Raw genomic sequence first — 26718 nt, 5'->3', positions numbered from 1 at the left:
TGAATAAATAATTTTTAGTTTTGCCAGGAGCCGTATGCGAGGTCCGCACGTACGGTTCTGTGAGAGGAAAGAAGTCGGAAATTTATTACCGACTTTTACCTACTCGATTTACAGAAATATTTAATTTACTATTGCAAATATTTACTAACAATGTAATAATAAGAATGGATTTTATTCAATATAATCCTATTTATATATTAATATTCTATATTTAAAATAATATTGATTTTATTAGAAAAACCTTTTTTGATTAATAGCAAACTTATCGAAAGGTAAGGACGCAAAGCTATAGGGCCTTTCATTTGAATGGCAGCCAGCCGCCTAACTAGAGTTTTTTTGTCGTTCCCAGGTCTTAGCCTTATTAATAAAAAATAGTCTATTTTTAATTAAAATCATATTTATTAAATGAAAGCTAAGGAGGTAGTTGTTAGTTTTAATAAACTCAAAAAGTTACAATTTCAAAAATAATTAGGGGGTTCATTATGAAAAACAAATCATTTAAAAATTTATTATCATTACTTTTAACTATAGGAATGCTATTATTTTCGTTTAGTTCAGTATTCGCTTCTGCAAGCACTTTAACAGATCTTTCGGCACCAACAAATTTAGTTGCGACTGCAGGAGATTCACAAATCAATTTAAATTGGTCACCAGTTCAAGGAGCTATTTATTATAATGTTTATAAATCATTAGACGGTTTAAACTATAATTTAATTAGTGTTCCTGCTACAGTAACTACAGTAGCATTTAATGTAACTAATCTAACAAATGGTAAGTTATATTATTTCAAAATAACTGCATTGAGTGGTGATTCGCAAAGTACTTACTCTAATGTTTCTTCTGAAATACCATCAGTAAGGACATCTCCAGTAGAAATTGGTACAGCTGGTAATTATGCGGTTTTATCAAAAACGGGAATTTCATCTGTACCTAATTCCGTTATCATTGGGAATATAGGAGTTAGCCCAATCGATTCTACTGGTATTACTGGATTTTCCTTGACTATGGATGCAACTAATGAATTTTCAAATTCTGCTCAAATTAATGGAAAGGCTTACGCATCAAATTATGCTTCGCCAACTCCTAGTAAGCTTACTACAGCTATAAGTGACATGGAAACAGCATACACTGATGCTACAGGGAGAGCTACTAATTATACAGAACTCTATACTGGAGACATAAGCAGTAAAACACTTACATCCGGTGTTTACAAGTGGGGTACTGGTGTTCTAATAAATAAAGATGTAACACTTCATGGAGGACCAAATGATGTTTTTATTTTCCAAGTTGCTAAAGGAATTACTCAGGCTAGTGGCACGAAGATTATTTTATCAGGTGGAGTACAAGCCAAGAACATATTCTGGCAGGTAGCTCAAACTGTTAAAGTGGGATCAGATTCACATTTTGAAGGAATCATATTATCAAAGACAAATGTTGCTTTTGGAGCTAATGCATCTATAAATGGAAGATTACTAGCACAAACTGCAGTGACTTTAATTAAAAGTACAGTTGTAGCTCCATCTGAGTCTGAAGCTACATTATCATCTGTGTATCTACAATGGCTCAATTGCAAGCAGCAATAGCGACTAGTGTACGCTATATTACATTGAGAGTTCAATTCCGACAGGTATGAGCACAGTCATAATCCATTTAGAAACAGTGCTTATATAGTATTATAAAATTGGTTTTGGTAACGCAATTGAAGTAAATTAGTAGTTATACTCTGCATATAACTGATAAAATAATAGTAAAATAACTTATAAGGCAATCTCTATGGAGGTTGCCTTATAAGTTATGGAAGAGTAAATGGACTTTATTTATTTTACAACTTGAATTTTTGAACCATAACATTTAGTTTTTCTGCGAGTATTGCTTGATTTTGGGATGCTGTCGTAATTTCCTGGATGGCAATAACAGACTCATTAACACTAGATAATATCTCCTCGGAACTAGCAACGGATTCTTCAGCTGTACTTGATACGTTTGCAATAGCTTTATGAATTTCTGATACAGTTTCATTTACCGTGTTCATAGAAACTCCAATATCTGAGGATATCTTATTAAATTCTATAGCATCTGCGCCGTATTCTTTACCTGTATTTACAAATAAATCATAATCAGGTTTAACTTTATTATCAATAAAGCCTAATATATCTTGAGCGTTGATTGAAAGATTTTTAAATGCATTTTCAACGCTGATAGTTACCTCGTGAATCTTTTGAACTGCAATTTCTGACTCCTCAGCTAATTTTCTAACTTCATCAGCAACCACGGCGAATCCCCTACCTTGTTCTCCTGCTCTTGCTGCCTCAATAGCTGCATTAAGTGCAAGAAGATTGGTCTGACTTGCTATATTTTGTATTTTATCTGCCATTATTTTAACTTCACTAACAACTGAGCCTTCTGTAATTGCTTTTAAAATATTTGCTTGTTTTTCTAAATATAATTTGTTCGCAGTATCAAAGCTATCTTCAGCAGCTTTGCTAACCCCAATTGCTCTTATTTTTATAGTATTCGAAAGAGTGTTTCCCTTATTTGCACGCCCAGTAACTTCTGCCACATTTTCTGCAATATTTTCTGTAGTTGCATTGACTTCCTGAGCTGTTGCACTTAATTGTTCTGCTCCAAGTGATACTTGTTTTACTGATTCATTTACAATATCCATTTTTGATGATATTTCTTCTGTTGTAGCAGAAAGTTCTTCACTCGTAGCGCTAATATCAGTAGCACTCTCTGATATTTTTATAATTAACGTTTTTAAGTTTGTTATAGCAATGTTTATTGCCTTGGCTAAGCTTCCAATTTCACTCTTATTATCAAGATCAATAGTTTTTGATAAATCATTTTGTCCGAGAGCTTCAGCTACGGAGACAACTTTTTTTATTTGAGTTGAAATTCCTATAGAAATTATTAAACCGAGTGTAATAGCAACAAGTAATCCTGAAACAATTATTACCATAATTTGAACAATCGCACTATTATATGATAATTGACTATTATCAAAATCAGCTTTTGCCCTAATAGCAGTTAAGCTAACCTCACTATCTAAAATTGTCTCCATATCAATTCTATATTTAGAAGCAGTAATTAAAAATGTATTTGCTTTAACATAATCACCCTCACCAGCATTTTTAATTAGTTCATCTCTTGAAGCATGATATTGTGAAAGTAATTTCTCAAACTCAGCAAATTGTTTTTTATCTAAATCAGTAGATATAATTGTCTTATAATCTGCGATAAGTGTATCATTTTTTGTTTTTATATATGCGATACTGTCTTTATATGTATTAAAATCATTCTTATTTTTAGGATTAATAATTAATAAGGTAATACTTCTTATTTCAGAGAGATTTTCTTTTATATTAAGAATATCTTTCATACCTTCCATATCATTAGTATAGATATTCTTAACATTTGTATTAATGTTTCTCATACCATATACCCCAATAAAACCAACAATGCCTATAAACAATGCAACTATAAGGAAGCCTGATACAAGTTTTTGAACTATTTTTAGATTGTTAAACCTTTTCATTAATTTCACTCCTCTAATAATATATTATTCTCTTATTAATATCGGTCAAAGTAAGTTATAATTTACTACAAAATTATAACTTATAGTGTATGTACTCGCTTTAAATTAAAGTATACTGTATTATGTTAATATTATCCATAATTTTAAAAAAAAAAGACATTTAACACAATGATATATAAATTGTGTTAAATATCTTAACTCAAAAAACTAAGTAAGTATAGCCGTTATTTAATGCTATCATTTACGTATTCTTCATCAACCTCGTAAAAAATATCTTTATTTATTGTTCTGTATGTGTTATTGATTTCGCTAGATTCTATATTGTACCTAGGGCCATAATTATCGTTATGATCATCGTTATTCTCAATATTATAAGGAATGCTGTATTTATCATTGTAAAAAGTGTTAAAGTGAGTATTGTATTCATCTTCATATGAAAACATCACAGGTGCTACTGGCACTAAGTAGTATGTGGGATAGTAAATTATCATATTCACGCCTCCTATTTGTAGTCTTCGCAATAGATTTTAAAGTAAGCTTTTGGAAACTTACATAGTGGACAAAATGCAGGTGCTTCTTTTCCAATATGAATATATCCACAATTCATACATTGCCATTTTACATCAGTGTTCCTTTTAAATATCATGCCTGCTACAAGATTTTCATATATTTTCATAAACCTCATCTCATGATTTTCTTCTACTTCTTGTAATTCCTTATAGAAATTTGCAATTTCAGTAAAACCTTCTGTTAGGGCTTCTTTTTCAAATTGTTTATATAGGGTATTACTCTCATGAGCTTCTCCCTCTGCAGAATCTTTTAAATTATCCGCTGTAGTTTTATTCATCTTAAGAAACCTATTAAAAACTTCTCTTGCATGAGCCTTCTCATTGTTTGCAGTAGCTTCAAAAATAGAGGCTATATACTCATACCCCTCCTTTTCTGCTTTTTCAGCATAAAATGTATATTTGTTTCTTGCTCTTGACTCTCCAGCAAAAGTACTGAGAAGATTTCTTTCGGTCTTACTACCATTTAATTGCATTAATATCCCTCCATTAAATAATTTCTATTCTTTATTATTTTATTCATTATGGGGTTAACGGTTACTTGAAAAAGTGAAATTAAACAAGAAGTTGTATTTAGTCATAGAGAATAATTAGAAAAGTAAGCAAATGAGAGGTTTATTCATCAAATAAAATATGACTACCGTTTACTAAGCTATAATTTTAGATGGTTCGTTTTTGACCTCTAGTTAAAAAAATGTTATACCTAATATGATTAGTTGTTTTTTATAATAGAATAGCTAATTAAGGGGACACAACACATTATTTAATATTTATTATTTGAAAAATCATATAAACAACTAAAAAAGGAGTGATATATTTTGGTTGCAGATAAATTATTTTATAAAACTTTATTAAAAAGCATGTTTTCAGATCCATTTGAAATTAGATTTTGGGATGGTAGTGAGGAAAAGTATGGCGAAGGTGAGAGTAAATTCAAAATCATTCTTAATGAGCCTATACCAAAAGGTGATATTATAAATAATCCCTCAATAGCTCTTGGGGAAGGATATATGACTAAAGGATTGGAAGTAGAAGGTAGTGTACAGTCAGTCATTGAATCTTTATATAATAATAAGGAAAGTTTTTTGAAAAAGAGTGCAAAATATCAGAAGTTAATAAAAAAAGTGAAAAACAGTATAAAAAGGAGTAAAGACAATATAGAATTTCATTATGATATTGGTAATGATTTCTATAAACTATGGTTGGATGATACTATGAGCTATTCTTGTGGATACTTTGAGAATGCTACCGATTCTTTATATCAGGCACAAATCAATAAAATAAATCATATTTTAAAAAAATTAAATTTAAAAGAAGGTCAAACATTACTTGATATAGGGTGTGGTTGGGGAGAACTCATAATAACAGCTGCCAAACAATATAAGGTGAAAGCTGTTGGGATTACTTTAAGTGAAGAGCAGTTTGAAAAGACTAATGAAAGAATAAAAGCCGAAGGATTAGAAGATTTGGTTGAAGTTAAAATTGAAGATTACAGGGAATTAAAAAACTTAAGTTTTGATAGAATTGTAAGTATAGGAATGCTAGAACATGTAGGATTAGATAATTTATCTGAATATTTTCACGTAGTGAATAGTCTATTGAATGATAAGGGTCTGTCTTTAGTTCATTGTATAACAGGAATAAATGAAGGTGGTACAAATACATGGATAGACAAATATATTTTCCCAGGTGGACATGTGCCAGCAATTAAAACGATTATTTCAGATATAGCAGAGCAAAATTTTGAATTAATTGATATAGAAAGTCTTAGAAGACATTATGGTAAGACACTGGAACATTGGGCTGAAAACTTTGAAAATGTTCTTCCTACAATAGAGAAGAGTAAGGATGAAACATTTATAAGAATGTGGAGATTATATCTGAATTCTTGCGCTGCATCATTTAATTGTGGTAATATTAATCTTCATCAGATATTATTCGCCAAAGGAGTAAATAATGATTTACCGTTGACAAGAGAATATCTGTATAAATAAATTAACATTATAGTAAAAAATACATTAATAAAATTCTAATTTTAAGGCATTACAATATTTTATGCGAGTAGGTGAAAGAGTGAGGTATTTAAGACAATTAATGATTGTTTTAATTCCATATGTTTTAGGAACTGTATTACAACTAACATTAAAATTACCAATTCCCGGATCTGTTATTGGACTTATTTTACTTTTTTTAGGGTTACAAATAGGAATAGTTAAAATTGAAATGATAGAAGAGCTTTGCGAGTTTCTTTTATCAAATATGTCCTTTTTATTTATACCTGCTGGGGTAGGTCTAATGACAGCATTTGGTGTATTAAAAGGTAAATGGATACCATTTATGGTTATAGTTGTTTTATCTACATTTATAGTGTGGATAGTAACAGCGCTTGTAGTTAAAATTTTAAGGAAAGGGCGTTTACATGAATGATTTAATTACTTCACCAGTGTTTGGTGTAATAACATCTCTTATTGCTTATGAAATTGGAATATATATAAAGAAAAAAGGTAGACTTTCAATTTTCAATCCACTTATGATAGCCGTTATTATATTAATATTATTTCTTACAAAATTTCACATTAAATATGAGGATTATAATAGAGGAGGGCAAATAATTTCGTTTTTTTTATTCCCTGCAACAGTTGCATTAGCGTTGCCCATGTATAAAAAATTTGTTTTATTTAAACAAAATGCTACTCCAATACTTATAGGCATTTTTAGCGGAGCCATTGCGGGTTTTATAAGTGTAGCACTTCTTTCAAAATTATTTGGATTAACAGATATACTTATTAAATCTTTAATGCCTAAATCTATAACAACACCTATAGGAATAGCTTTGTCAAATCAGTTAGGTGGACTTCCATCAATTACGGTTGTAGCGATAATTATTACAGGTATTTTAGGTTCTGTTGGAGGACCTTTCTTATATAAAATACTTAAAATTAATGATAAAGTTGCCCTAGGAATTGCTATGGGTTCATCTGCCCATGCATTGGGGACAGCAAGGGCTATGGAAATAGGGGAAGTTGAGGGAGCAATGAGTGGTTTAACAATGGCTATTTCAGGAGTTGTGACTGTTCTATTGTACCCTCTTTTATGGAATATATTTCTTAAATTATTCTAGGAGCGACCCAGAAGATAACTTGTAGCTTCGAAGAAGATAACTAAGGAGGTACTGTAATTATGAAAAAAGAGGAAGAAAAGGGCCCACTAAAAAAAATATTCAATTCAATAGATAATTTGTTATCTGATGAGAAGGAGCAAAACTTAAGAAGTAAGTTAGCCAAAGAGATACGTAAATGTATTTTTACAGATGACATACTTGAGAGACTAAATGAAAATGATTTTTCTGGAATGGTTGAGGAAGAAGGAGAATCAATAGTACTTTTTTCTATGATATTCCCTATTTTCGTTGAGAAAAATGGTGTTATCTTTAGGTTATATAAGCATAAAGTTGAAGTCGATTTATCAGATGAAATGAGTGATAGATACATCTACATATTCTCAGATGGAAGGCTTACATCAGGGTTATTTCAATGTTTTAAACTTTATGATGACGAATATATGTATGGAGTTAAAAAAATAATAGATATGATTCCAAGCTTTAAGAATACTGTAAAAGAGGCACTTGTAGCTTTAAATAATAATGAGGTATTCACTAAAGAGAAAATGGGGACATTTAAAGAAAGAGAAGTAATTGCTAAAGATAATTTTAACAAATTATTTGACAGCTTAGATGTCTTTAAGTAAGCGGATGCATATTATGAAAATAGTAAAGGAGGAGCTTAAGCTCCTCCTTTACTATTTTTATTAAAGTTTTAACACATAACTATAATTTTATAGGGACTCGTTTGTGCTGGTATGCTACGTGTAGTAGCACCATAGACAACAATAAGATTCCGGTTTGTTAGACTTTTGGTAAACAACTGACCGTTTTCTAGTACTATTTGTGTCCAGGGTGCAATGTTTAATTTTAAATTATTATCGCTACTAATAAGATTATTATTAAAATAGTCTACTTTCACATTTTGATAAAGTGAATCTGTTGCCATAACGATTGCCCTAAATTGTGGTGGGAAAATGAGGACGGTGGCTGCATTTGCATCATAAAATCCAGTTACAATATCTCCGGGTGTTAACATTACATGGTCTACAAAGTAAGTAGTTGGCTCAACTACGAAATTTACTGAATTTCCATATCCGTTGTCTACAGACATTAATTTATAACAACCTGTGTTTTTCTCAGTTTCATTTATCCAAAAATCATTGATCATTGTAATTACTCCACGGAAATGTTGATAATTTTTCATATTAACCCCTCGATTCTTTCATCACGAATTTAAAAGCATTGGAAACTACTAATTTGTCTAAGATCCATTCCAAAATATCTCCAAGTATTTCTATACCATCGAAAACCGGATACAGACCTAGGACCAACAAATGTAAGCCATGCCCAGAATCCTATGCCTCTTTTTGGCCATATATATACAAATCTACGAAGACAAGGTTTGATTGCACCTGGGTCTATTGCTAGGGGAGTAGCACCAAATTGCTGAACCTTAGGTTCAGGTGGCGTAAAGTTTGGAGCAGAAGAAGGCGGTCCACCTGGAGGACCTGAAGGTGGCATACCTTGAGGCCCTTGTGGAAATGTTGGGAATGGTGGGAAAGGATTCATTTGTCTGTATGGATAAGCTAGTGGAAAATCTTGAGCTTCTTGTTCATAAGTATTATTTAAATTAAATGATTTAATAGTATCTTCATCGATATACATTAATTAACTCCTTAAAGTATTTACAATACAATATATGGTTAAAGTTATAGTTTTGTTATTATAAATTAATTTTTTTTATTTAACGACATTTAAGAAGGAAAGTCTCCAACTTCTATAAGTGGGAGTTACATACCCTAACAAATAGAAAACTTCAGTGCGAATATAAATTTCCTTGTGAAGTCCTCAATGTATCTTCTTCGAATCTGTTGAAGCTCCGAAGGATATGATTTAAGTATACAGTTTAGGATATATGTATATTTTTTAGACAGTCTTATGATATTGATTGTATAAAATTATAGTGATTAGATTTATATTATATATATGGCAAGCTAATAACTTGATATATGTAAACTTAAATTAGTTTTATAGGAGACTACATAATTTAAAAATGGAGGGTGTTAAAATGAAATTCAATTTTGATCAAACTATTGATGTTGAAAAAATAAATGCTTATATGGTTGGTGCTGGACTTGCATCAATGGCAGCTGCTATATATTTAATTAGAGATGGACATGTTCCAGGAAAAAATATTCATATATATGAAGAATTAGGTATAACAGGCGGAAGTATGGATGGAAATGGTAATGCAAAGGATGGTTATGTAATCCGTGGTGGAAGAATGTTTGATAGAGAAGCTTATGCTTGTACATTTGGAATAATGGAAAGCATTCCTTCATTAACTGATCCTAAAGTTTCAATAATGGATGAATTTAATGCTTTTAATAAAGAAATTCATACCCATGCAAAAGCTAGATTAATAGATAATGATGCTAATATATTAGATGTATCATCGTTAGGATTTGACCGTGAAGATAGAATGGCATTAATGGATATAATGATTAACTCTGAGGATTCTTTAGGAACAAAAACTATTAAAGAGTGTTTCCCAGAAGCATTCTTTAAGACAAATTTTTGGCTTCAGTGGACTACACTCTTTGCATTTGAGACTTGGCATAGTGCTGTAGAACTTAAGAGATATCTTCATAGATTTATTCAAGAATTACCAAGACTTAAAGATTTATCTGGAATACGTCGAACACCATACAATCAATATGATTCAATGTTATTACCTATGACAAAATGGTTAAAATCACAAGGGGTTAATTTCGAATTAAATTGCAGAGTAACTGATTTAGAATTTAAACCATCGGATACTGAAACTACAGTTACGGCATTTAAATGTCTTAAAAACGGAAAAGAGACTAAAATAGAGGTCGGCGCTGGAGATTTAGCTTTTGCAACTATTGGTTCATTAACAGCGGGTACCAGCCTTGGATCAATGACTAAGCCAGCAATAATTAATGACAAGCATGTAGGTGGAGCATGGGATCTTTGGGAGAAAATTGCAGATGGTCGTCCTGAGTTTGGTAATCCAAAGGTTTTTGATGACCGAGTTGAAGAATCAATGTGGGAGTCTTTCACAGTTACACTTAAGGATCCAACAATGTATAAGAAAATAATAGAATTCTCAGGTAATCAGCCAGGTACTGGTGCCCATATGACATTTAGAGATTCTGCATGGCTTATGACAATAGTTTTGCATAATCAACCACATTTTATTAGCCAACCTGATGAAATACAAATTATCTGGGGTTATTCTTTATTCCCATATGCAAAAGGTGATTTTATAAAGAAGAGAATGGTAGATTGTAGCGGCGCGGAAATATTAGCTGAGGTATTATATCACTTAAACTTTAAAGATGATATGAAGAAGATTATAGAAACATCTATTTGTATACCATGTATATTACCGTTTACAACAGCACAATTTTTAACTAGGGCAAAGGGTGATAGACCTCAAAATATTCCAGAAGGTTCAACTAATTTAGCATTGCTTGGACAATTTTGTGAAATAAAAGATGACGTAGTATTTACAATGGATTATTCAGTAAGAGGTGCACAAATTGCTGTTTATAAATTTCTAAATTTAAATAAGAGACTTACTCCTATTTATAAAGGACAGCATGATGTACGTGTAATGCTTAATTCTGTACTTGAAATGATGAAAGATGATAATTTAAGTAAGGAATTACTTGCAATAAAATCTTTGTTAAAATAATTTGAATAACACAAGGAAGTCATAGACTCTTACGTTAAGAGATTATGGCTTCTTTTTTATACATTTAATTCTACTACCATTTGATCATGAGAAATGTAAACCTAATGTTTATTTATTACAATTATATAGATTTTAAGTTGTATGTATTTATGTTTAATGGTAATTTTTTTTTATAAAAAAGGGCAGTGTTAAATATATAAGTAAAATAAATTTGGTGGAAGATTATTATTATTATTGAATAGGAGTAATTTCATGAATGATGGAAATAAAAGGGGCGAGATAAAGAGACTTTTAGAAAAAGCTAATTCACTAAAAAATAGTGATTCTCAGCGGACAATAGAATTCTCAAATAATGCACTACTCTTATCTGAAAAGATAGGATATATACTTGGTGAAAAAGTCGCCAAATTATATATGGCTTATTCTTACTACAGTATTGGTAATGATGAAAAAGCCTTAGAATTAATATTTGGTTCACTTCACTATTTTATTGAAGAGGGATTTTGTGATCTTATATGGTTGGAATATAATTTATTAGGCATTATATTTAGTGAACTAGGTGACATTGAAAAAAGTATGAATTTTTACGATAAAGCGCAAATAGTTGCAATAGAAATTGATTTAGGAAAAAGGTATGATAATGAGGCTACTTCAAAAAAATCGATAATGCTTACTTTAAATAATATTGCAGAAAATTATAAATTACTTAATGAATATAAAGAAGCATTAAGTTATAGTAAAAGAGCGTATGACATAGATAGTTTATCGGATTATAGTTTATCTAGCGGAGTAACTATTCTTAGCTTGGGTGAGATTTATTACTTATTAGAGGAATATGAAAAGGCAAATATTCTCTCATATAAAGCTTTAAAGTATATGAAACATTATAATTATGTTATAGCGGATGCTGATATCTACAAATTATTAGCGCAGACTTCATGGAAAAAAGGAGACTACGCAAAGGCTGATGAATATTTTTATATTGCTATAAATTTGAATGAAAAAGAATCAATACCAAGTTACAAAATTGATGCATTACTTAGTTATTACGAATATATGATGGAACGAAAAAAGATAACAAAGGCAATTGATATATTAATAAATGCATGTAATGTATCAATAGAATATAAACAACATGAAAAAGTATCTGAAATATCGATGATGTTATCAATATTTTATGAAAAGTCAGGAGAATATGAATCCTCTTTTAGATATATAAAATTACACTATAAATACGAAAAAAAATATATAGAAGATTATAATAAAGGTATTATTCAGAGTTTAAATATGAAAAAGCAGATCTTAGAAATTGAGAAAGAGAATAATAGAATTATAGAGAAAAACAAAAACTTAAAAATAGAATCACAATCGCTGCAAATACTTGTTGAAAAAATATCTATTATTAGTGAACTAGGACAAAAAATAACTTCAACTTTAAATGAACATTCAATATTAGATATGCTTTATTCAAGTATTAAAAATTTTATGGATTTGTCATATTTCTGTATTGGTCTTTATGATGAGGATAACTCAATGATAAATTATTTAGATGCTATTATTAATGGTAAAAAAGAAAATATACCTGCTCTTTTGCTTTTGAATAAACCAAGTTTTACAGGAAAGTGTATTAAAAGTGGTGAACTAATTATAATTAATGATATTAGTAAAGAGTTTCCCAAACATATTAATCAAGGAGCATATAATAATCAATTAAAAGTGAATTATAATTCTGAACTAAATTCAATGATGTTTTCTCCTCTTATAGTGAACGCTAAGATTATAGGTGTAATGTCAATACAAAGTAAATGGAAAAATGCTTTTACACCATATCACATTGAAATGGTTAAAGCTCTATCATCCTATGCTGCTATAGCGATTAATAATTCAATAAAAACAATGGAACTAGAAATGGAAGTTAAAAAAACGAAAGAAATTCAATTTGAATTAGAAAAAGTGAATGAAATATTATTATCTTTGTCTGAAAATGATAGTTTAACGGGGATTCCTAATAGGAGAAAGTTTGATATCTATATAAAGGATGTTTGGGAGAGTAGTATAAGAGAAAGAAGTAGTTTATCTTTACTAATCATCGATATAGATTATTTTAAAGAGTATAACGATAACTTTGGTCATTTAGAGGGAGATAAGTGCTTAACTAGAGTTTCTAGTACCTTGGCAAACTTAAATAATGGAACATATTTTGTTGCAAGGTATGGTGGGGATGAATTTGTAATCTTATTGCCACAAAGTTCAATTAATTATGCAATTAAATTTGGAGAAAATTTAAGAAACAAATTGAAAACATTGAATATTAGACATAAATTCTCGGAAATTTCAGATAGGATTACCTTATCAATAGGTATATCCTCTGTTTTTCCGAGTGGAAATATAACAATAAATGAATTTATAAGAAAAGTTGATAATGAGCTTTATATTGCTAAAAGAAGTGGAAAAAATAAAATATCAGCTAATGTATACTAAAAAAGTAGAGATAGCAGGTAAATGTTTATCGGATATCTCTCTTTTTTAAATCCATTTTATTACTCCATTTGCCACACCTGTCTCCAAAGCAGCCTACAGTTTTTTCACCATCTTTTATTGCAATTACTTCACAATTATTACCACAACCATTGCATTCAATATTTCTGGGTACAAAATCATTAAATGCTATTTCAAACCCTTTAAAATTTGTTTTACCTGTTTTCGTGTTTTTTTCTTTTGAAAGTATTGCAGCTCCTATAGCGCCCATTACATTATAATGAGCTGGAACATAAACCTCAGTATCTAAGGCTTTCTCAAAAGCTGCTTTAATGCCAATATTAGCTGCAACACCACCTTGAAAAAATATTTTTGAACGGATTTGTTTTCCTTTTCCTACATTGCTTAAATAATTTCTTACCATTGCTTCGCAAAGCCCACCTATTATGTCCTCTTCATTATATCCAAGCTGTTGCTTATGTATCATGTCAGACTCTGCAAAAACAGCACATCTTCCAGCTATTCTAACAGGTGATTTTGACTTTAACGCATAGTCTCCAAAATCTTCAATAGGTATCTCTAACCTTTCTGCTTGTCTATCAAGAAAAGACCCTGTACCTGCTGCACATACCGTATTCATTGCAAAATCTGTTACTATACCATTTTTTAATAATATTATTTTTGAATCTTGACCACCTATTTCTAATATGGTATTTACATCTTTATCAATTTCAAGGGATGCAACTGCATGAGCAGTAATTTCATTTTTTACAATGTCTGCGCCTAATAAAAAAGATGCCATTTGTCTCCCGCTTCCGGTAGTTCCAACTGATTTTATTTGCTTAGTATCATATTTCTTGTTTAATATTTTTAAGCCATCTTGAATTGCTTTTATAGGTTTACCTTTCGTTCTTAGATATAATTTTTCTATAACATTTAATGAATTATCTAATAGTACAATGTTAGTACTTACAGATCCTACATCAACTCCCATATAATACATTGTTTTTCCTCCTCTCTAACATATCTATAAATGCTTCTATTCTAGTGATATATCCGGCTTCCCCAGTCATTTCGTCTACTATTAGAGTCATTATCGGAAAATTCTTATCGCTAGAAATTTTAGTTAAAATTGCTTTTGATACAATTTCCGGCATACATCCCATAGGAAAAATTTGAATCGCTCCATCAAAATTTTCTTTCTCGGCTATGAGCACCTCTCCTACGCATTCTCTAGCGTGACCACCAATATAATATTTAAGATATTCTCTAGAGGCTTTTCTTATTTTAAGTGAGTTAAGTTTAAATGGACTAAGTAATGCATTTTTAATCCACCAAGTAGGGGTAAGCATTCTTTTAGTGGATACCCCATAGTCCATAAGTTTATCTTCTATATATAGATTAGAAAAGGGTTCAATTATAGTATAAATCTCACCAATGATTGCAATTTTAATAGGAATCTTATCTTTATTAATAGGAACTTTATCTATTTTATTATTATATTTTTTTAAAATACTCACCATCTGTTGTGGCGAAATTGCCTTGGCGGCATTAGTTGTACATTCTTTTAAAAGGTTTTTAAATTCACCTTTGTAAACTTCAAATCCTGTTAGCTGATGCACTTTACTTTCGATTTTATCTATAAGTTCATTTATAGTATAGGCTACTTTTAGAGCATTGATTTTTTGTAATTTACCTTTTTCACTATTATTTGATATCTTGGATAAGCGATTTAAAAATTCATTTTTGCCAATATCAAAAGGACTATCAATTACAATAAAAGTTAAGTCGTGACCCATTTTCTTAAGTGCATTTATTTGTAATTCACAGTATTCACCAAATCTACAAGGACCACAACTTCCAGGAAGGAGTATGGTATCAGCCCCAAGTTTTATACTCTGCAAATAATTACCCATCATAATTTTATAAGGTAAACACATCTCTTCAGGAGAAAACTTGGAACCTAGCTCCAATGTTACGCTACTACTAAATGGGGGTATTATGCACTCTATACCTAGTCCGTCAAATAATGCTTTAGCTGCAAGATGTGTGTTGCCGAAATGTGGAAATGTTATCTTCATTATTATTTTTCCTTTCAATCATATCAATAAAGGCCTCAATTCGTGTATCTATACCACCCTCACCAGTATGTTCATCAACTTTTAAGACTAAAAAAGGGAAATCGCAAAGTTTATCTTTAATAAGTTCAATTACAACAGAGTCTATTCCGCAAGCAAAGGATGATATATATATAGCACCATCTATTTCTTTGTTTTTAGATATACTAGTTGTAAATCCATAAGAATTTGAAGCAAAAGTCCAAAAGGGACGTTTAAAAAGAGTATTTACCTCTGATCTAATTTGTTCTTCTTTTACGTATTCTTCTGTTATGACTCCAACTCCTAATTTGTTTAATTTCTTTACTATATCCATATTAATAAAAGTATCGTAGAGATTGTATGGGTGTCCGACTAAAGCGATATTTATTTTGTAGCCTTCATCTTTAATGCCAAATTGAGTTATTCTTTGTTGTTCTAGAGCACTTACAAATGCAATCTTTATTTTACGGTTATCTCTAGTAATCATTTTAGCTAGTTTTTCACACCAAGTATATAATTCCTTCTCGCTGCTAGCATATATAGGTTCTGTCATTACTTTTGGCATATTAGGTATGCTACATAAAATCATTTCTGGAAGTCCGCAAAACTTTGGGCATATAAATTCGCGCTCTCGTACCCTCATAAATCTTGGTATTATTAATAAATCACATTTATCTTTTATATCTAAGATATGTCCATGGAATATCTTTATAGGCAGACAGGCCTCATCCACGCAATATTTAATTCCTTCATTTAAGATATTTTTATTCGTATCTGTAGATGTAATTATTTCAACATCTAGTTCAATTAAAAATCTTTTTATAAAGGGGTAGTATTTATAATATAATAACCCTTTAGGAATACCAACTTTCATAATTTACTCCTTCCATGTGCATATACCACTCTTTTTTATTCTGAACTATTTAGAGGAAAAGTATTCTTATTAGTAATATTATTTATAAATTTTATATATTTTATAGAAGAGCATGTTATTAAGTTGTACTTGCATAAAAAAGTCTACGCCCATAATATCCTAAGAATATTATGGGCGTAGACTTTTGGTAAACATTTTGTTTATTAGATATTAAATCATCTATAATTCAATAATATCTAAATCATCAGGAACAATAATATTTCCTGCGAAGAATTTATTGCCTTCATCAGTATATAGTTTTCTTCTATTTAATATATTTTTATCCTCAGTATGAAGTAGAACTATATTTGTTACGTTTAGCTTAGATGCATTTACGCAAGCATCTTTTACAGTAGCATGATGTTTTTCATAAGGTTTAAAGATATCCTTTTGTGAATATAAACAAAAGGCTTCATGAAAAAGATAATCTACATTATTAGCATATTCAAATAATCCATCATTGTAAGGTTCATCACCAAAAAAGGCTAACCTTTTTCCGTTTTTGAGGGTTGTGCTAAAACCAAACTGAAGTTCTTTAGTACTTCTTATATCGAAAAACTCTATATTTAAGTCTAGTATAGAAACCGTGCATTTATCATAAATTTCATTAAATAGTATTCTGTTTCCAATGTATTTTGTAAACTTTTTATCTAAAAGTAAGTTGCTGATTGTGTTTATTATATTAATATTATTTTTATGGCAATAAATTGTTAGATTGCCGTCATAATTTCCATTCATAATTTGCTGAGCTACAGCCCTAATGATCCAAACAATGCCAGAAATATGATCATTATGTCTGTGAGATATAAAAACATTGTGGATATTACCTATATCTATGTTTAACTTTTCTAGGTTTGAGAGTATGGTATTTCCACCACCCGTATCTACTAAAAAATGCTCTTTGCCGTTAGAAATGGTAAAACAAGTATTATAACATTTTGTAACCATAGCGCTTCCAGTACCTAAAATATTAACTGATTCCATATATTTACCTCCGATATTAGTTTAATTCCAATAACAATTTTTATTTTAACTTGGCCTATGTTTATTATTGCAGTAAAAAACATATTTATCAATAGCTTATACCCGCAACATAATTAAGCACTATCAGTACTTGATGTAGTAGAGGCATTAAAAAGCTATATTATATAATGGATATGAAATTATATTTAATTGATAAGTCATAAAAATAGATTTTATGACATAGATATAACTATATATAGGTATAATAAATAATTAATTGAATTTATTAAAAACAAAACTTTCATTTTAAACTTGTGATGATAAAATAGGCTAAATAAATGCATGAATTTAAACAAATATTTCATTTTAAGCATGAATTATTTAGAAAATTAAAGTAATTAAATTAAGAAGGTTACACATTTTAGGAGGGCAAATTAATATGAAAAGGAAATATCTTGCTATGATGCTTACAGGGGTACTTATATTAAGTTCTGCACTTACAGGCTGCGGTAGTTCAACTGGTACTGCAACTAAAAGCGCAACACCAAAGACAATTATTTTTTCTCAAGGGGCAGATCCTAGAGGACTTGATCCAGCATATGTCGATGATGGTGAATCGGCGAAAGTTATGTGTAATATCTATGAAGGTTTAATCAAATATAAGGATGCTTCAACTGAAATTGCGCCTAGTCTTGCAACTGATTGGAAAATTAGTGCAGATGGCAAAGAATACACCTTTAATCTAAGGAAAGATGTTAAATTCCAAGATGGAACACCTTTTAATGCAGATGCTGTTGTATTTAATGTAGAAAGACAACTTCCACCCAAAGCAACTGATGATATGCCGTATGCATCATTTACTTATGGACCAGTAGCTAAAGTTGAAAAATTAAGTGATTTATCAGTTAAATTTACATTGAAAACTAAATATACACCATTTCTTGCAAATCTAGCAATGACACTTGCGGCTCCTGTGCTAAGTCCAACTGCAGTCGCAAAGTACAAAGGTAAATTAATGAATAACCCAGTTGGTACAGGTCCATATACATTTGTATCATGGGATAAAAATCAGTCATTAAAACTTAAGAAAAATGATACTTATTGGGGAGTTAAACCAAAGGCTGATAGCGTAGTATTTAAGTTTACTAAAGAAAATTCAGTTCGTGCCAGCGATTTAATGACTGGTGGAACAGACATCATTGATGGAGTTGATCCAAATGATATTGCAAAATTAACATCTAGTAAAATGAAAGTATACAAAAGTGATGGAATGAATATTAATTATATGGGATTTAATTGTTCTAGAGCACCATTTAATGATGTTAAGTTACGTGAGGCTATTTCACATGCAATTAATCGTGACGAGCTAGTTAAATATTTATATCAAGGATATTCAAGTGTAGCAAATAGTCCACTTCCATCATTTATGCCTGGTTATGATAAGACAGTTGAGCCATACAACTAGGATGTTGCAAAGGCAAAACAGTTGCTTAAAGATGCTGGAAAATCAGATTTAAAGGTTAAGATTATTACTTATTCTAATCCTAGACCTTACAATTCGGTTGGTGGACAAAAACTTGCTGAGTCAGTTCAAAATTATTTAGCAAAAATAGGTGTAACTGCAACAATAGATTCATATAACTGGACCGATTACAAAGCTAAACTTGCTAATGGAGAAGGAGATATATTCTTCTATGGTTGGACAGGTGATAATGGAGATGCAGATAATTTCCTTTCACTTTTAGATTCACATGAAATTAAATCTACTTTAAACGCATCACAATATTCAAGTCCTGTTGTGGATGCATTGCTTATAAAAGGTAGAGCATTACCAAATGGAACAGCGCGAGATAAAGTTTACCAGGAAATTCAACAAGTAGCGGCAAAGGCTGCACCATGGCTTCCACTATCTCATTCACAAGTCCTTGCAGCATATTCACCTAAGGTTACAGGATTTTCTGTACATCCAACAGGATCAGTATTCTTTAGTGGTGTAGATAAATAATTACATTATGGAAAATTTTCTAGGTGGAATATCGCAAACCGTGGTATTTCACTTTTTAAGATTTAAAGAGGAGGTAACCATGGTTAAATATATTATTAAAAGACTGCTTTTACTATTACCCGTTATTATTGGAGTATCGATACTCGTATTTTTAGTTATGCATTTGTTTACTACTGATCCAGCTGCTACAATTCTTGGTCAACATGCAAGTCAAAGTCAAATCATAGCTTTAAGGGAACAACTTGGACTAAATAAGCCTATTTATGTTCAATATTGGACTTTTTTAAATGGAATTTTACATGGAGATTTAGGAGATTCACTTATGACAAAAACGCCAGTATGGGATGAAATAATGGCGAGGTTCCCAGCTACAATTGAACTTGCATTAGCAGCTATTATATTTTCTTCTGTTTTGGGAGTAATAATGGGGGTTATTTCTGCAATTAAACAAAACTCAATTGTTGATTATATATGTATGGTAGTATCGTTACTTGGCGTATCGATGCCTATATTTTGGTTAGGTTTAATATTTATACTAGTTTTTGCAGTGCAACTTCAGTGGTTGCCAGTAGCGGGGAGAATAGATATAGGGCTTGAGCCAATTAAGATTACAGGACTATACTTAATTGATTCTTTAGCAACAGGAAATATGCCTGCGTTTTATAGCTCTTTAAAACATTTAATTATGCCAGCAGTAGTCCTTGGATCTGCATCCACTGCTATTATTGCAAGAATGACTCGTTCTACTATGCTCGAGGTTGTAAGACAAGATTATATTAGGACAGCTAGAGCAAAGGGACTTTTAGAAAAACCAATTATATTTGGACATGCACTAAAAAATGCATTGATACCAATTATAACAGTAATAGGACTTCAGCTAGGATCGTTACTTGGGGGAGCGGTACTAACAGAGACTGTATTTTCATGGCCAGGTGTTGGTAAATACGTAGTAGACGCAATTTTAGTTACAGATTATCCTGTTGTGCAAGGTACGGTTATGATGATGGCAGTAATTTTCGTGACTGTTAATTTAATTGTGGATATAATTTATGCATTTATAGATCCAAGAATTAAATATTCTTAGAGGAGTGATATAAAATGACAACCAAAGATTTAAATGAAGAAGTACAATTGCAAAATACTCCTAAAGAAGAATCTAAACTTGGGAATGCTTGGTATATGCTTAAAAAGAATAAAGCAGCCCTAGTTGGGCTTGTAATTATAATAATATTATTGCTTGTTGCCATTTTGGGACCATTAATTATGCCTTATAATCCGAACATAGGGGAATTATCACAAAGTCTTCAAAAACCATCATTAGCACACTGGTTTGGAACAGATGAGCAAGGACGTGATATTCTAAGTAGAATAATAGATGGAACTAAAATTTCTTTAAGAGTTGGCATTACAGCAGTTGTAGTAGCTTTATCCATAGGGATTTTTGTAGGATCTATAGCTGGGTATTATGGTGGAAAGGTAGATATGCTAATTATGAGATTAATGGATATTATACTTGCTTTTCCTTCTTTATTACTTGCAATTGCTTTTATGAGTGTTCTAGGTAAAGGTATAGATAATGCTATAATTGCAATAAGTATTGTTACCATTCCTGAGTACGCAAGAATCGTTAGGGGTTCAATACTATCAATTAAAGATAGTGAATATGTTCAAGCTGCAAGGGTTATTGGAAATAGCGATTTTGCTATAATATTTAAACACATATTGCCGAATGTAATTTCACCTATAATTGTGCGTGCGACTCTTGGAGTATCTAACGCTATTTTAGATACGGCGGCTCTTGGATTTTTGGGACTCGGTGTACAACCTCCACAAGCGGAATGGGGGAGCATGCTAGGAGCAGGAAGAGGATATTTTTATAATGCTTCTCATATAATTATGTTTCCAGGCATTGCTATAACAATAACTGTACTTGCTTTCAATCTATTTGGTGATGGACTCCGAGATGCAATGGATCCAAAACTTCATCAATAAGGGGGATAACATAATGTTGCTAGAAGTTAAAAACTTAAAAACTCAATTCAGGGTTAAGGGTGGACTCGTAAATTCAGTAGATGGCATAGATTTTGAGGTGGACAAAGGTGAGATACTAGCCATCGTTGGTGAATCGGGTAGTGGAAAAAGTGTAACTTCATTATCAATATTGAGCCTTATACCAAATCCACCTGGGGAAATTATAGGTGGAGAGATTTTATTTAAAGGTGAAGATTTATTAAAGAAAAGTAATAAAGAAATGCGAAATATAAGAGGAAATGAAATAGCTATGATATTTCAAGAACCTATGACTTCTTTAAATCCTGTATATACTGTAGGAAAGCAAATATCAGAAACTATAACTCGGCATAAGAAATTAAAAAAGTGCGATGCAATGGCTGAGGCAGTTAAAATGCTAGAGCTTGTAGGTATTCCCACTCCAGAGAAGAGAATTAACGATTATCCTCATCAATTGAGTGGAGGAATGAGACAAAGAGTAATGATTGCTATAGCACTTTCTTGTAATCCAGAATTACTTATTGCAGATGAACCTACAACTGCTCTTGATGTTACTATACAAGCTCAAATTTTAGAATTAATTGTAAAATTAAAAGATAAATTTGGTACTGCCATTCTTTTAATTACTCATGACCTTGGAGTAGTTGCAGAAACGGCAGATAAGGTTGTAGTAATGTATTGTGGTAAAATTGTTGAAAGAGCAACTTCACTCCAGCTATTTGAGCGACCATTACATCCATATACGGAAGGGTTACTTCTTTCAATACCCAAGGTGGATGAGAAGGTTGATCAGTTATTTATGATTCCTGGAATGGTACCTAACCCCCTACATATGCCTAAAGGATGTTCTTTTAGCGATAGATGTAGTAAATGTATGGATATTTGTAAGGTTAAGCAACCAGAGCTTGTTGATTATGAAGGTAGAAAAGTTAGTTGCTTTTTATACAGTGATAAACTGGAGGGGAAGGGTAAATATGGAACCATTATTAGAAGTTAAGGATTTAAAAAAATATTTTCCTGTGAAATCTGGTGTATTTGGTGGAACCACAGATTTCGTTAAGGCTGTTGATGGTGTATCATTTAATATTTTTAAGGGTGAAACCTTAGGACTCGTTGGTGAATCTGGTTGTGGAAAATCAACTACTGGTAGAATGCTTGTTAATCTTATGACTCCAACCTCGGGTCAAGTTATTTTTGAAGGAAGCGATATAGCTAAGTTATCAAAAAAAGAGCAAAAGAGTATGAGAAAAAATATTCAAATTATATTTCAAGATCCCTACTCTTCTCTAAATCCAAGGATGAACATAGGTGATATAATAGCTGAGCCTATGAGGGTAAATAAAACAGAAAGAAAAGAGGATATAGAAAGGAGAGTTTTATCACTTTTGAATTGCGTAGGACTAGCTAGCTTTCATAGAAACAGGTATCCTCACGAATTTAGTGGTGGTCAAAGGCAGAGGGTTGGTATAGCAAGGGCTCTTTCATTAAATCCGAGGCTTATTGTTTGTGATGAACCAGTATCCGCATTAGATGTTTCTATACAGGCACAGGTGTTAAATTTACTTCATAATCTGCAAAAGGAATTTAATTTAACCTATTTGTTTATTGCGCATGGACTAAATGTAGTTAAACATGTAAGCACAAGAGTTGGTGTAATGTATCTAGGAAAAATGGTTGAAATTGCTGATGGAGATATACTTTATAATGAACCTAAACATCCATATTCACAGGCTCTACTATCTGCTATTCCAATTCCAGATCCTACTAAAAAGAAAAATAGAATAATATTAGCAGGTGATGTGCCAAGTCCAATTAATCCACCATCCGGTTGTAGTTTTCATACTAGATGTTTTAAGTGTACTGAAAAATGTACAAAAGAAGAACCTAGGTTTGAAGATATAGGTGGAGGGCACCGAGTAGCTTGTTGGAACCTGTAAATTATAGAAATAGACAATTATATATTGTCTATTTTTTAATTATTAAAAGCTATAACTTTTATAAAAAGTGCTACTACGATAACAATTAAAATTAGTAAATAGATTTATATAAAGAAATAGTGGGCAATATAATAAAAATAGAATAGAAAAAGAGGCGAATTTGAGTGGGCGTTTGGCTTAAGAAGATTAAATTAATTATTAATAATAAAGAAATTATTTGTTTGAAAAAAGTGGAGCCTAAACCACGATATAATACGGTTATAATTCTTACTGGGGCAGCCACTTATGCGTCGAATTACGCTATATTTGCAAAGCAGTTTAAGGAAACTGAAGTTATTATAATTAATACACCGGGGCATGGATTTGGGAAATCCTTATCTAAGGGAGAACCTTTAACTAATGGAAACGATTTGGTTGATTTTCAAGTGAATGTGATAAAACAGCTAATTAAACAAAATTATTGTAGCGCGAAAGTTATATTGCTTGGTTATTCAATTGGTGGTATGACACTTCTAAATATTGTTAATAGAAAGCTGTTAGAAAAGAATATAGACCTCTGCATTTTATTTGCTAGTGCTAGATTTACAAGGTATGATAAGTCAGTTATTAAAGGATTATATAATAAAGAAACTAAAACATTTAATATAAAATCACTAATGGAGAAAAATTGTACAAATAAGACTCCTTGGTATATTAAATATCTAAATCCTAATTTAATATGTACATTGTCAGCTAATTGTCATGCAGATTTTCTGGAGTGTGATAGCATGAACGAAATTTCTAAAAATGAATTGATGATAGATAATAACAAGTCTGTTATTGCATTTTTAGGTAAGGAGGATTGCTTTTTTAGTGAAGAAGAGATACTTAAAACAATAAAAAGTTTTAGATATAGAAAATTTATTTCACTTAAAGAATATGGGCATTTATTTATATTAGAGAGGCCTATTAAGGCAGGAAAGCTTGTATTTAAGGCTATAAAAGAAGTTACTTTAAAAGGGTAGTTCTTTTATAGCCTTAATTCGTTTAGTATTATCCAAGATCTACACTTACCTGGATTAAATTAAAAGAGTATACTATAATTATATTTGTAATCATAAAAAATAAAGCGGTTATTTAGTAAAGCACATGCATAAAATCATGTTTGTTTTAAGATTAAATGGAGGGAATACATATGGAAGAGAAAAAATTAAAAACAAAAGTTATAAGACCTAAATTTGATGCTGATTTAGATATAATAGACTTATCTAAGGAGAATATTGAGGATGAGAGTATCATCTCTTTTGGAACAGTTAGTAATTTCTGCTACGAGAATAATGAAGCTGACAGGGTGAATTTTAAACAAGTAATATTTACAAAAGTTATTTTCAATAAAATAACTTTTAGACGTATAGAGATGACAGATGTAAAATTTGAAAATTGTGATTTATCAAATGTGGATTTTAATGAAGCATCATTACATAGAGTTGAATTTATAAATTGTAAAATCATTGGCATTAATTTAAGTGAGACAACTTTTAGAGATGTAATTTTTGATAACTGCAATGGTGAATTTGCTTTCTTTAGTTATTCTGATTGTAAGCAAGTTGCATTTCTTGAATGTCAATTACGTTCTTCGGATTTTCAAAATTCAAAGTTTATAAAGGTTGAATTTAGGGAATCTAATTTGATTGGGGCTCAAATGAATTACACAAGTCTTAAAGGGATAGATTTTACTAGTTGTAACATTGAAGGTATGGGAGTAAATATAGTTGATGTTAAAGGAGTAAGGGTTACATCAACCCAAGCAATTTCATTATCAAGTATACTAGGTCTCATTATTAAATAATTTATATATTTTTTATAAAAAAATGAATGTAACATCATAAGGTTACATTCAAAAGGAGTGGTCACTCGTCACTTAATCATTTTTTACCATTTAATTGCTCTGCAAATATTCTTGATAAATACATACCAGTATTTTTTACCTGTGCGATAGTATTATTATTATTTCCGACTTCAACAAGCAATGCATTATTACTTCTGTTTTGATTATAAAAATTTATTCCCCAGTCAGCATAATAAATTTCTCTAGGATCTAAAAGATTTGGAAATAATTTATTCGATATTCCAACCATTGAGTCTACGAGCTTCTTTTGCTTAGTATATCTAGGGTTTTGACGTGTAACTACAAATAGAAATTTAGCAACATCTTCTCCATTTATTTTAGCCTTTAATACGTTATTACTAGAGGTTGGAACACCATCTCTATGTAAATCTATAATTAAATCAAAATCACCATATTTTTTTAAATACTTATCTAAATTAATTCCAGAATTTTTATAGGATGAATTATAATCAGGTACATTATTTACAGTTTTATCATGTATCACAGAAATTCCATATTTAGTTTCTAGTTGCGATGCTATTACATCTCCTACAGCACATACATTTAATGCATCATCCGCATTAAATGCAGTTTTAGTTGTATCTTTTTCTGAAAATTTATAAGATTCTGTGGTATGGGAATGATATATTAGTACTCGTGGCTTTGATTTATTTAGGGTTTGTTTCAAATTGTTATTAATTAGGTTTGCTACAACACTTGGATCTGAAGACTTATTTACCTGATTATCAACCAATTTAAAGGGAACAATTGAGTTTATATCATCACCTTCATCATTTACAATATTACTGACTTTGTTTTTATCTAAATATGCAATTTCTTTTGTTATTATAGATATAGGATTGGAAGTGTCTATTCCTAAAAATGATAGGATTGAATACTTGATTTCACTGTTGGTCTCCTGTTCTCCATTGCTTGGAGAATTAAATAAAGCTAATGTATTACTAATAGCCTTAACGAAAAAATAATTTTGAGATTTTCCTTCACTAGTCGCATTAGCGCTTTTGGGTAAAACTAGGCCTAATAAAAAAATAAAAAGAAATGTTAAAATGCTTAAAAGAATCCTACTATTATTATATTTTTTAATACTATTATGCCTCACATTAATCCTCCTCACATTTTACTCTAATAAGTTGATTTAGTATGTCTTTTAATTCTTTTATATCTAATTCAGATATCTCCTCTGATTTGGCGAAGGTCAATAGCATAGATTTAATAGAACCATTAAATACTCTATTAACAAAGGAAAAGCTTTCTAATTTTATACACTCATCTTCTGAAACCAAAGGATAATATAAATATTCATAACCTAATTTATTAAATCCAATTATATTTTTATTTAATAATCTATTAATCAAACTTTTAACTGTAGCTGGTTTCCACTCAGATTTATCTTTTAATTCTTTTATAATATTGTTTGATGAAATTTCACAATTGTTCCATATTATTTTCATTATTGCCCATTCAGCATTTGATATTTTAGACATTTTATACATGGAT

Annotated in this window: 24 protein-coding genes, 1 pseudogene and 1 riboswitch; of the genes and pseudogenes, 14 read left to right on the top strand and 11 right to left on the bottom strand. The window is 30.6% G+C overall.

Annotated elements, in window-relative coordinates; translation table 11 throughout:
- Positions 1-245 precede the first annotated feature (245 nt).
- Positions 246-325, top strand: a riboswitch (cyclic di-GMP riboswitch).
- Positions 326-482: 157 nt separating this feature from the next.
- The gene (locus tag KPL37_RS07760) at positions 483-1583 is read left to right on the top strand and encodes an ice-binding family protein (protein ID WP_216147522.1); all 1101 of its coding nucleotides are present in this window, start codon (positions 483-485) and stop codon (positions 1581-1583) included.
- 239 nt (positions 1584-1822) lie between these two features.
- Here the strand turns inward: KPL37_RS07760 and KPL37_RS07755 are convergent, their stop codons facing one another.
- From KPL37_RS07755 to rbr, 3 genes are all read right to left on the bottom strand, one after another.
- The gene (locus KPL37_RS07755; protein WP_216147519.1) at positions 1823-3535 is read right to left on the bottom strand and encodes a methyl-accepting chemotaxis protein; all 1713 of its coding nucleotides are present in this window, start codon (positions 3533-3535) and stop codon (positions 1823-1825) included.
- 224 nt (positions 3536-3759) lie between these two features.
- Entirely contained in the window at positions 3760-4026 is a 267-nt protein-coding gene (locus tag KPL37_RS07750; RefSeq protein WP_216147516.1) for a hypothetical protein, read from the bottom strand.
- An 11-nt stretch (positions 4027-4037) separates the two neighbouring features.
- Positions 4038-4577 (bottom strand): rubrerythrin, encoded by a 540-nt coding sequence (gene rbr / locus KPL37_RS07745; RefSeq protein ID WP_216147512.1) that lies wholly within the window; start codon positions 4575-4577, stop codon positions 4038-4040.
- A 342-nt stretch (positions 4578-4919) separates the two neighbouring features.
- Here rbr and KPL37_RS07740 point away from each other — a divergent pair, with 342 nt between their 5' ends.
- The 4 genes from KPL37_RS07740 (at position 4920) to KPL37_RS07725 (ending at position 7848) form a co-directional block, all read left to right on the top strand.
- Positions 4920-6095, top strand: coding sequence for a class I SAM-dependent methyltransferase (locus tag KPL37_RS07740; RefSeq protein ID WP_281418638.1), 1176 nt, complete (start codon positions 4920-4922; stop codon positions 6093-6095).
- A 79-nt stretch (positions 6096-6174) separates the two neighbouring features.
- Positions 6175-6528 (top strand): CidA/LrgA family protein, encoded by a 354-nt coding sequence (locus KPL37_RS07735; protein ID WP_216147509.1) that lies wholly within the window; start codon positions 6175-6177, stop codon positions 6526-6528.
- Positions 6521-7222 (top strand): LrgB family protein, encoded by a 702-nt coding sequence (locus KPL37_RS07730; protein WP_216147506.1) that lies wholly within the window; start codon positions 6521-6523, stop codon positions 7220-7222. Before KPL37_RS07735 ends, KPL37_RS07730 begins: the two co-directional genes overlap by 8 nt.
- Positions 7223-7281: 59 nt before the next feature.
- Positions 7282-7848, top strand: coding sequence for a hypothetical protein (locus tag KPL37_RS07725; RefSeq protein ID WP_216147503.1), 567 nt, complete (start codon positions 7282-7284; stop codon positions 7846-7848).
- 68 nt (positions 7849-7916) lie between these two features.
- Here the strand turns inward: KPL37_RS07725 and KPL37_RS07720 are convergent, their stop codons facing one another.
- Positions 7917-8408 (bottom strand): hypothetical protein, encoded by a 492-nt coding sequence (locus KPL37_RS07720; RefSeq protein ID WP_216147500.1) that lies wholly within the window; start codon positions 8406-8408, stop codon positions 7917-7919.
- Between the two features lie 29 nt (positions 8409-8437).
- Positions 8438-8869 (bottom strand): hypothetical protein, encoded by a 432-nt coding sequence (locus KPL37_RS19695; protein WP_246578172.1) that lies wholly within the window; start codon positions 8867-8869, stop codon positions 8438-8440.
- Positions 8870-9272: 403 nt separating this feature from the next.
- On the opposite strand from KPL37_RS19695, the gene KPL37_RS07710 reads away from it, so the two are divergent.
- Positions 9273-10928: an oleate hydratase gene (locus tag KPL37_RS07710; protein ID WP_216147497.1), complete on the top strand. Its 1656-nt coding sequence runs from the start codon at positions 9273-9275 to the stop codon at positions 10926-10928.
- 252 nt (positions 10929-11180) lie between these two features.
- A complete protein-coding gene (locus KPL37_RS07705; protein ID WP_216147494.1) occupies positions 11181-13409 on the top strand; it encodes a sensor domain-containing diguanylate cyclase in 2229 nt (742 codons plus the stop codon).
- A 25-nt stretch (positions 13410-13434) separates the two neighbouring features.
- Here KPL37_RS07705 and KPL37_RS07700 read toward each other — a convergent pair whose 3' ends face one another.
- The 4 genes from KPL37_RS07700 to KPL37_RS07685 form a co-directional block, all read right to left on the bottom strand.
- Positions 13435-14409 (bottom strand): acyl-CoA dehydratase activase, encoded by a 975-nt coding sequence (locus tag KPL37_RS07700; RefSeq protein WP_216147491.1) that lies wholly within the window; start codon positions 14407-14409, stop codon positions 13435-13437.
- Positions 14390-15487 carry an acyl-CoA dehydratase activase-related protein gene (locus tag KPL37_RS07695; RefSeq protein ID WP_216147488.1) on the bottom strand — a complete coding sequence of 366 codons (1098 nt, stop codon included), beginning with the start codon at positions 15485-15487 and terminating at the stop codon, positions 14390-14392. Before KPL37_RS07695 ends, KPL37_RS07700 begins: the two co-directional genes overlap by 20 nt.
- Complete coding sequence (locus tag KPL37_RS07690; RefSeq protein WP_216147485.1) at positions 15441-16379, bottom strand: acyl-CoA dehydratase activase-related protein; 939 nt, start codon at positions 16377-16379, stop codon at positions 15441-15443. The genes KPL37_RS07695 and KPL37_RS07690 overlap by 47 nt, the downstream gene beginning before the upstream one ends.
- A 219-nt stretch (positions 16380-16598) precedes the next feature.
- Positions 16599-17402 carry an MBL fold metallo-hydrolase gene (locus KPL37_RS07685; protein ID WP_216147482.1) on the bottom strand — a complete coding sequence of 268 codons (804 nt, stop codon included), beginning with the start codon at positions 17400-17402 and terminating at the stop codon, positions 16599-16601.
- A gap of 418 nt (positions 17403-17820) precedes the next feature.
- Here KPL37_RS07685 and KPL37_RS07680 point away from each other — a divergent pair.
- The 7 genes and pseudogenes from KPL37_RS07680 (at position 17821) to KPL37_RS07650 (ending at position 25161) form a co-directional block, all read left to right on the top strand.
- Positions 17821-19386 (top strand): annotated as a pseudogene (locus KPL37_RS07680) (ABC transporter substrate-binding protein).
- Between the two features lie 79 nt (positions 19387-19465).
- A complete protein-coding gene (locus KPL37_RS07675) occupies positions 19466-20470 on the top strand; it encodes an ABC transporter permease (RefSeq protein ID WP_216147541.1) in 1005 nt (334 codons plus the stop codon).
- Between the two features lie 14 nt (positions 20471-20484).
- Positions 20485-21378, top strand: a complete 894-nt coding sequence (gene nikC / locus KPL37_RS07670; protein WP_216147479.1) for a nickel transporter permease — start codon at positions 20485-20487, stop codon at positions 21376-21378.
- 13 nt (positions 21379-21391) lie between these two features.
- On the top strand, positions 21392-22393 hold the full coding sequence (locus tag KPL37_RS07665) for an ABC transporter ATP-binding protein (RefSeq protein WP_216147476.1): 1002 nt from the start codon (positions 21392-21394) through the stop codon (positions 22391-22393).
- The gene (locus KPL37_RS07660; protein WP_216147473.1) at positions 22371-23333 is read left to right on the top strand and encodes an ABC transporter ATP-binding protein; all 963 of its coding nucleotides are present in this window, start codon (positions 22371-22373) and stop codon (positions 23331-23333) included. Before KPL37_RS07665 ends, KPL37_RS07660 begins: the two co-directional genes overlap by 23 nt.
- A gap of 164 nt (positions 23334-23497) precedes the next feature.
- The gene (locus KPL37_RS07655; protein ID WP_216147468.1) at positions 23498-24337 is read left to right on the top strand and encodes a serine aminopeptidase domain-containing protein; all 840 of its coding nucleotides are present in this window, start codon (positions 23498-23500) and stop codon (positions 24335-24337) included.
- A 170-nt stretch (positions 24338-24507) separates the two neighbouring features.
- The gene (locus tag KPL37_RS07650) at positions 24508-25161 is read left to right on the top strand and encodes a pentapeptide repeat-containing protein (RefSeq protein ID WP_216147465.1); all 654 of its coding nucleotides are present in this window, start codon (positions 24508-24510) and stop codon (positions 25159-25161) included.
- A 76-nt stretch (positions 25162-25237) separates the two neighbouring features.
- Here the strand turns inward: KPL37_RS07650 and KPL37_RS07645 are convergent, their stop codons facing one another.
- Both KPL37_RS07645 and KPL37_RS07640 read right to left on the bottom strand, forming a co-directional pair.
- Entirely contained in the window at positions 25238-26320 is a 1083-nt protein-coding gene (locus tag KPL37_RS07645; protein WP_216147462.1) for a stage II sporulation protein P, read from the bottom strand.
- Position 26321: 1 nt separating this feature from the next.
- On the bottom strand, positions 26322-26714 hold the full coding sequence (locus KPL37_RS07640) for a BlaI/MecI/CopY family transcriptional regulator (protein ID WP_216147459.1): 393 nt from the start codon (positions 26712-26714) through the stop codon (positions 26322-26324).
- Between the last annotated feature and the right edge of the window lie 4 nt (positions 26715-26718).

The sequence above is a fragment of the Clostridium frigoris genome, assembly GCF_018861865.1.
GTDB lineage: Bacteria > Bacillota > Clostridia > Clostridiales > Clostridiaceae > Clostridium_AD > Clostridium_AD frigoris.
Note: the sequence above shows the minus strand (reverse complement) of the source record. Positions and strands in the feature narration are given on the sequence as shown.

Excerpts from the sequence above, each read along its gene's own strand:
- KPL37_RS07760 (WP_216147522.1), top strand. The coding sequence starts at position 483 with ATGAAAAACAAATCATTTAAAAATTTATTATCATTACTTTTAACTATA.
- KPL37_RS07755 (WP_216147519.1), bottom strand. The coding sequence starts at position 3,535 with ATGAAAAGGTTTAACAATCTAAAAATAGTTCAAAAACTTGTATCAGGC.
- KPL37_RS07750 (WP_216147516.1), bottom strand. The coding sequence starts at position 4,026 with ATGATAATTTACTATCCCACATACTACTTAGTGCCAGTAGCACCTGTG.
- rbr (WP_216147512.1), bottom strand. The coding sequence starts at position 4,577 with ATGCAATTAAATGGTAGTAAGACCGAAAGAAATCTTCTCAGTACTTTT.
- KPL37_RS07730 (WP_216147506.1), top strand. The coding sequence starts at position 6,521 with ATGAATGATTTAATTACTTCACCAGTGTTTGGTGTAATAACATCTCTT.
- KPL37_RS07725 (WP_216147503.1), top strand. The coding sequence starts at position 7,282 with ATGAAAAAAGAGGAAGAAAAGGGCCCACTAAAAAAAATATTCAATTCA.
- KPL37_RS07720 (WP_216147500.1), bottom strand. The coding sequence starts at position 8,408 with ATGAAAAATTATCAACATTTCCGTGGAGTAATTACAATGATCAATGAT.
- KPL37_RS19695 (WP_246578172.1), bottom strand. The coding sequence starts at position 8,869 with ATGTATATCGATGAAGATACTATTAAATCATTTAATTTAAATAATACT.
- KPL37_RS07710 (WP_216147497.1), top strand. The coding sequence starts at position 9,273 with ATGAAATTCAATTTTGATCAAACTATTGATGTTGAAAAAATAAATGCT.
- KPL37_RS07705 (WP_216147494.1), top strand. The coding sequence starts at position 11,181 with ATGAATGATGGAAATAAAAGGGGCGAGATAAAGAGACTTTTAGAAAAA.
- KPL37_RS07700 (WP_216147491.1), bottom strand. The coding sequence starts at position 14,409 with ATGTATTATATGGGAGTTGATGTAGGATCTGTAAGTACTAACATTGTA.
- KPL37_RS07695 (WP_216147488.1), bottom strand. The coding sequence starts at position 15,487 with ATGAAGATAACATTTCCACATTTCGGCAACACACATCTTGCAGCTAAA.
- KPL37_RS07690 (WP_216147485.1), bottom strand. The coding sequence starts at position 16,379 with ATGAAAGTTGGTATTCCTAAAGGGTTATTATATTATAAATACTACCCC.
- KPL37_RS07685 (WP_216147482.1), bottom strand. The coding sequence starts at position 17,402 with ATGGAATCAGTTAATATTTTAGGTACTGGAAGCGCTATGGTTACAAAA.
- KPL37_RS07675 (WP_216147541.1), top strand. The coding sequence starts at position 19,466 with ATGGTTAAATATATTATTAAAAGACTGCTTTTACTATTACCCGTTATT.
- nikC (WP_216147479.1), top strand. The coding sequence starts at position 20,485 with ATGACAACCAAAGATTTAAATGAAGAAGTACAATTGCAAAATACTCCT.
- KPL37_RS07665 (WP_216147476.1), top strand. The coding sequence starts at position 21,392 with ATGTTGCTAGAAGTTAAAAACTTAAAAACTCAATTCAGGGTTAAGGGT.
- KPL37_RS07660 (WP_216147473.1), top strand. The coding sequence starts at position 22,371 with ATGGAACCATTATTAGAAGTTAAGGATTTAAAAAAATATTTTCCTGTG.
- KPL37_RS07650 (WP_216147465.1), top strand. The coding sequence starts at position 24,508 with ATGGAAGAGAAAAAATTAAAAACAAAAGTTATAAGACCTAAATTTGAT.
- KPL37_RS07640 (WP_216147459.1), bottom strand. The coding sequence starts at position 26,714 with ATGTATAAAATGTCTAAAATATCAAATGCTGAATGGGCAATAATGAAA.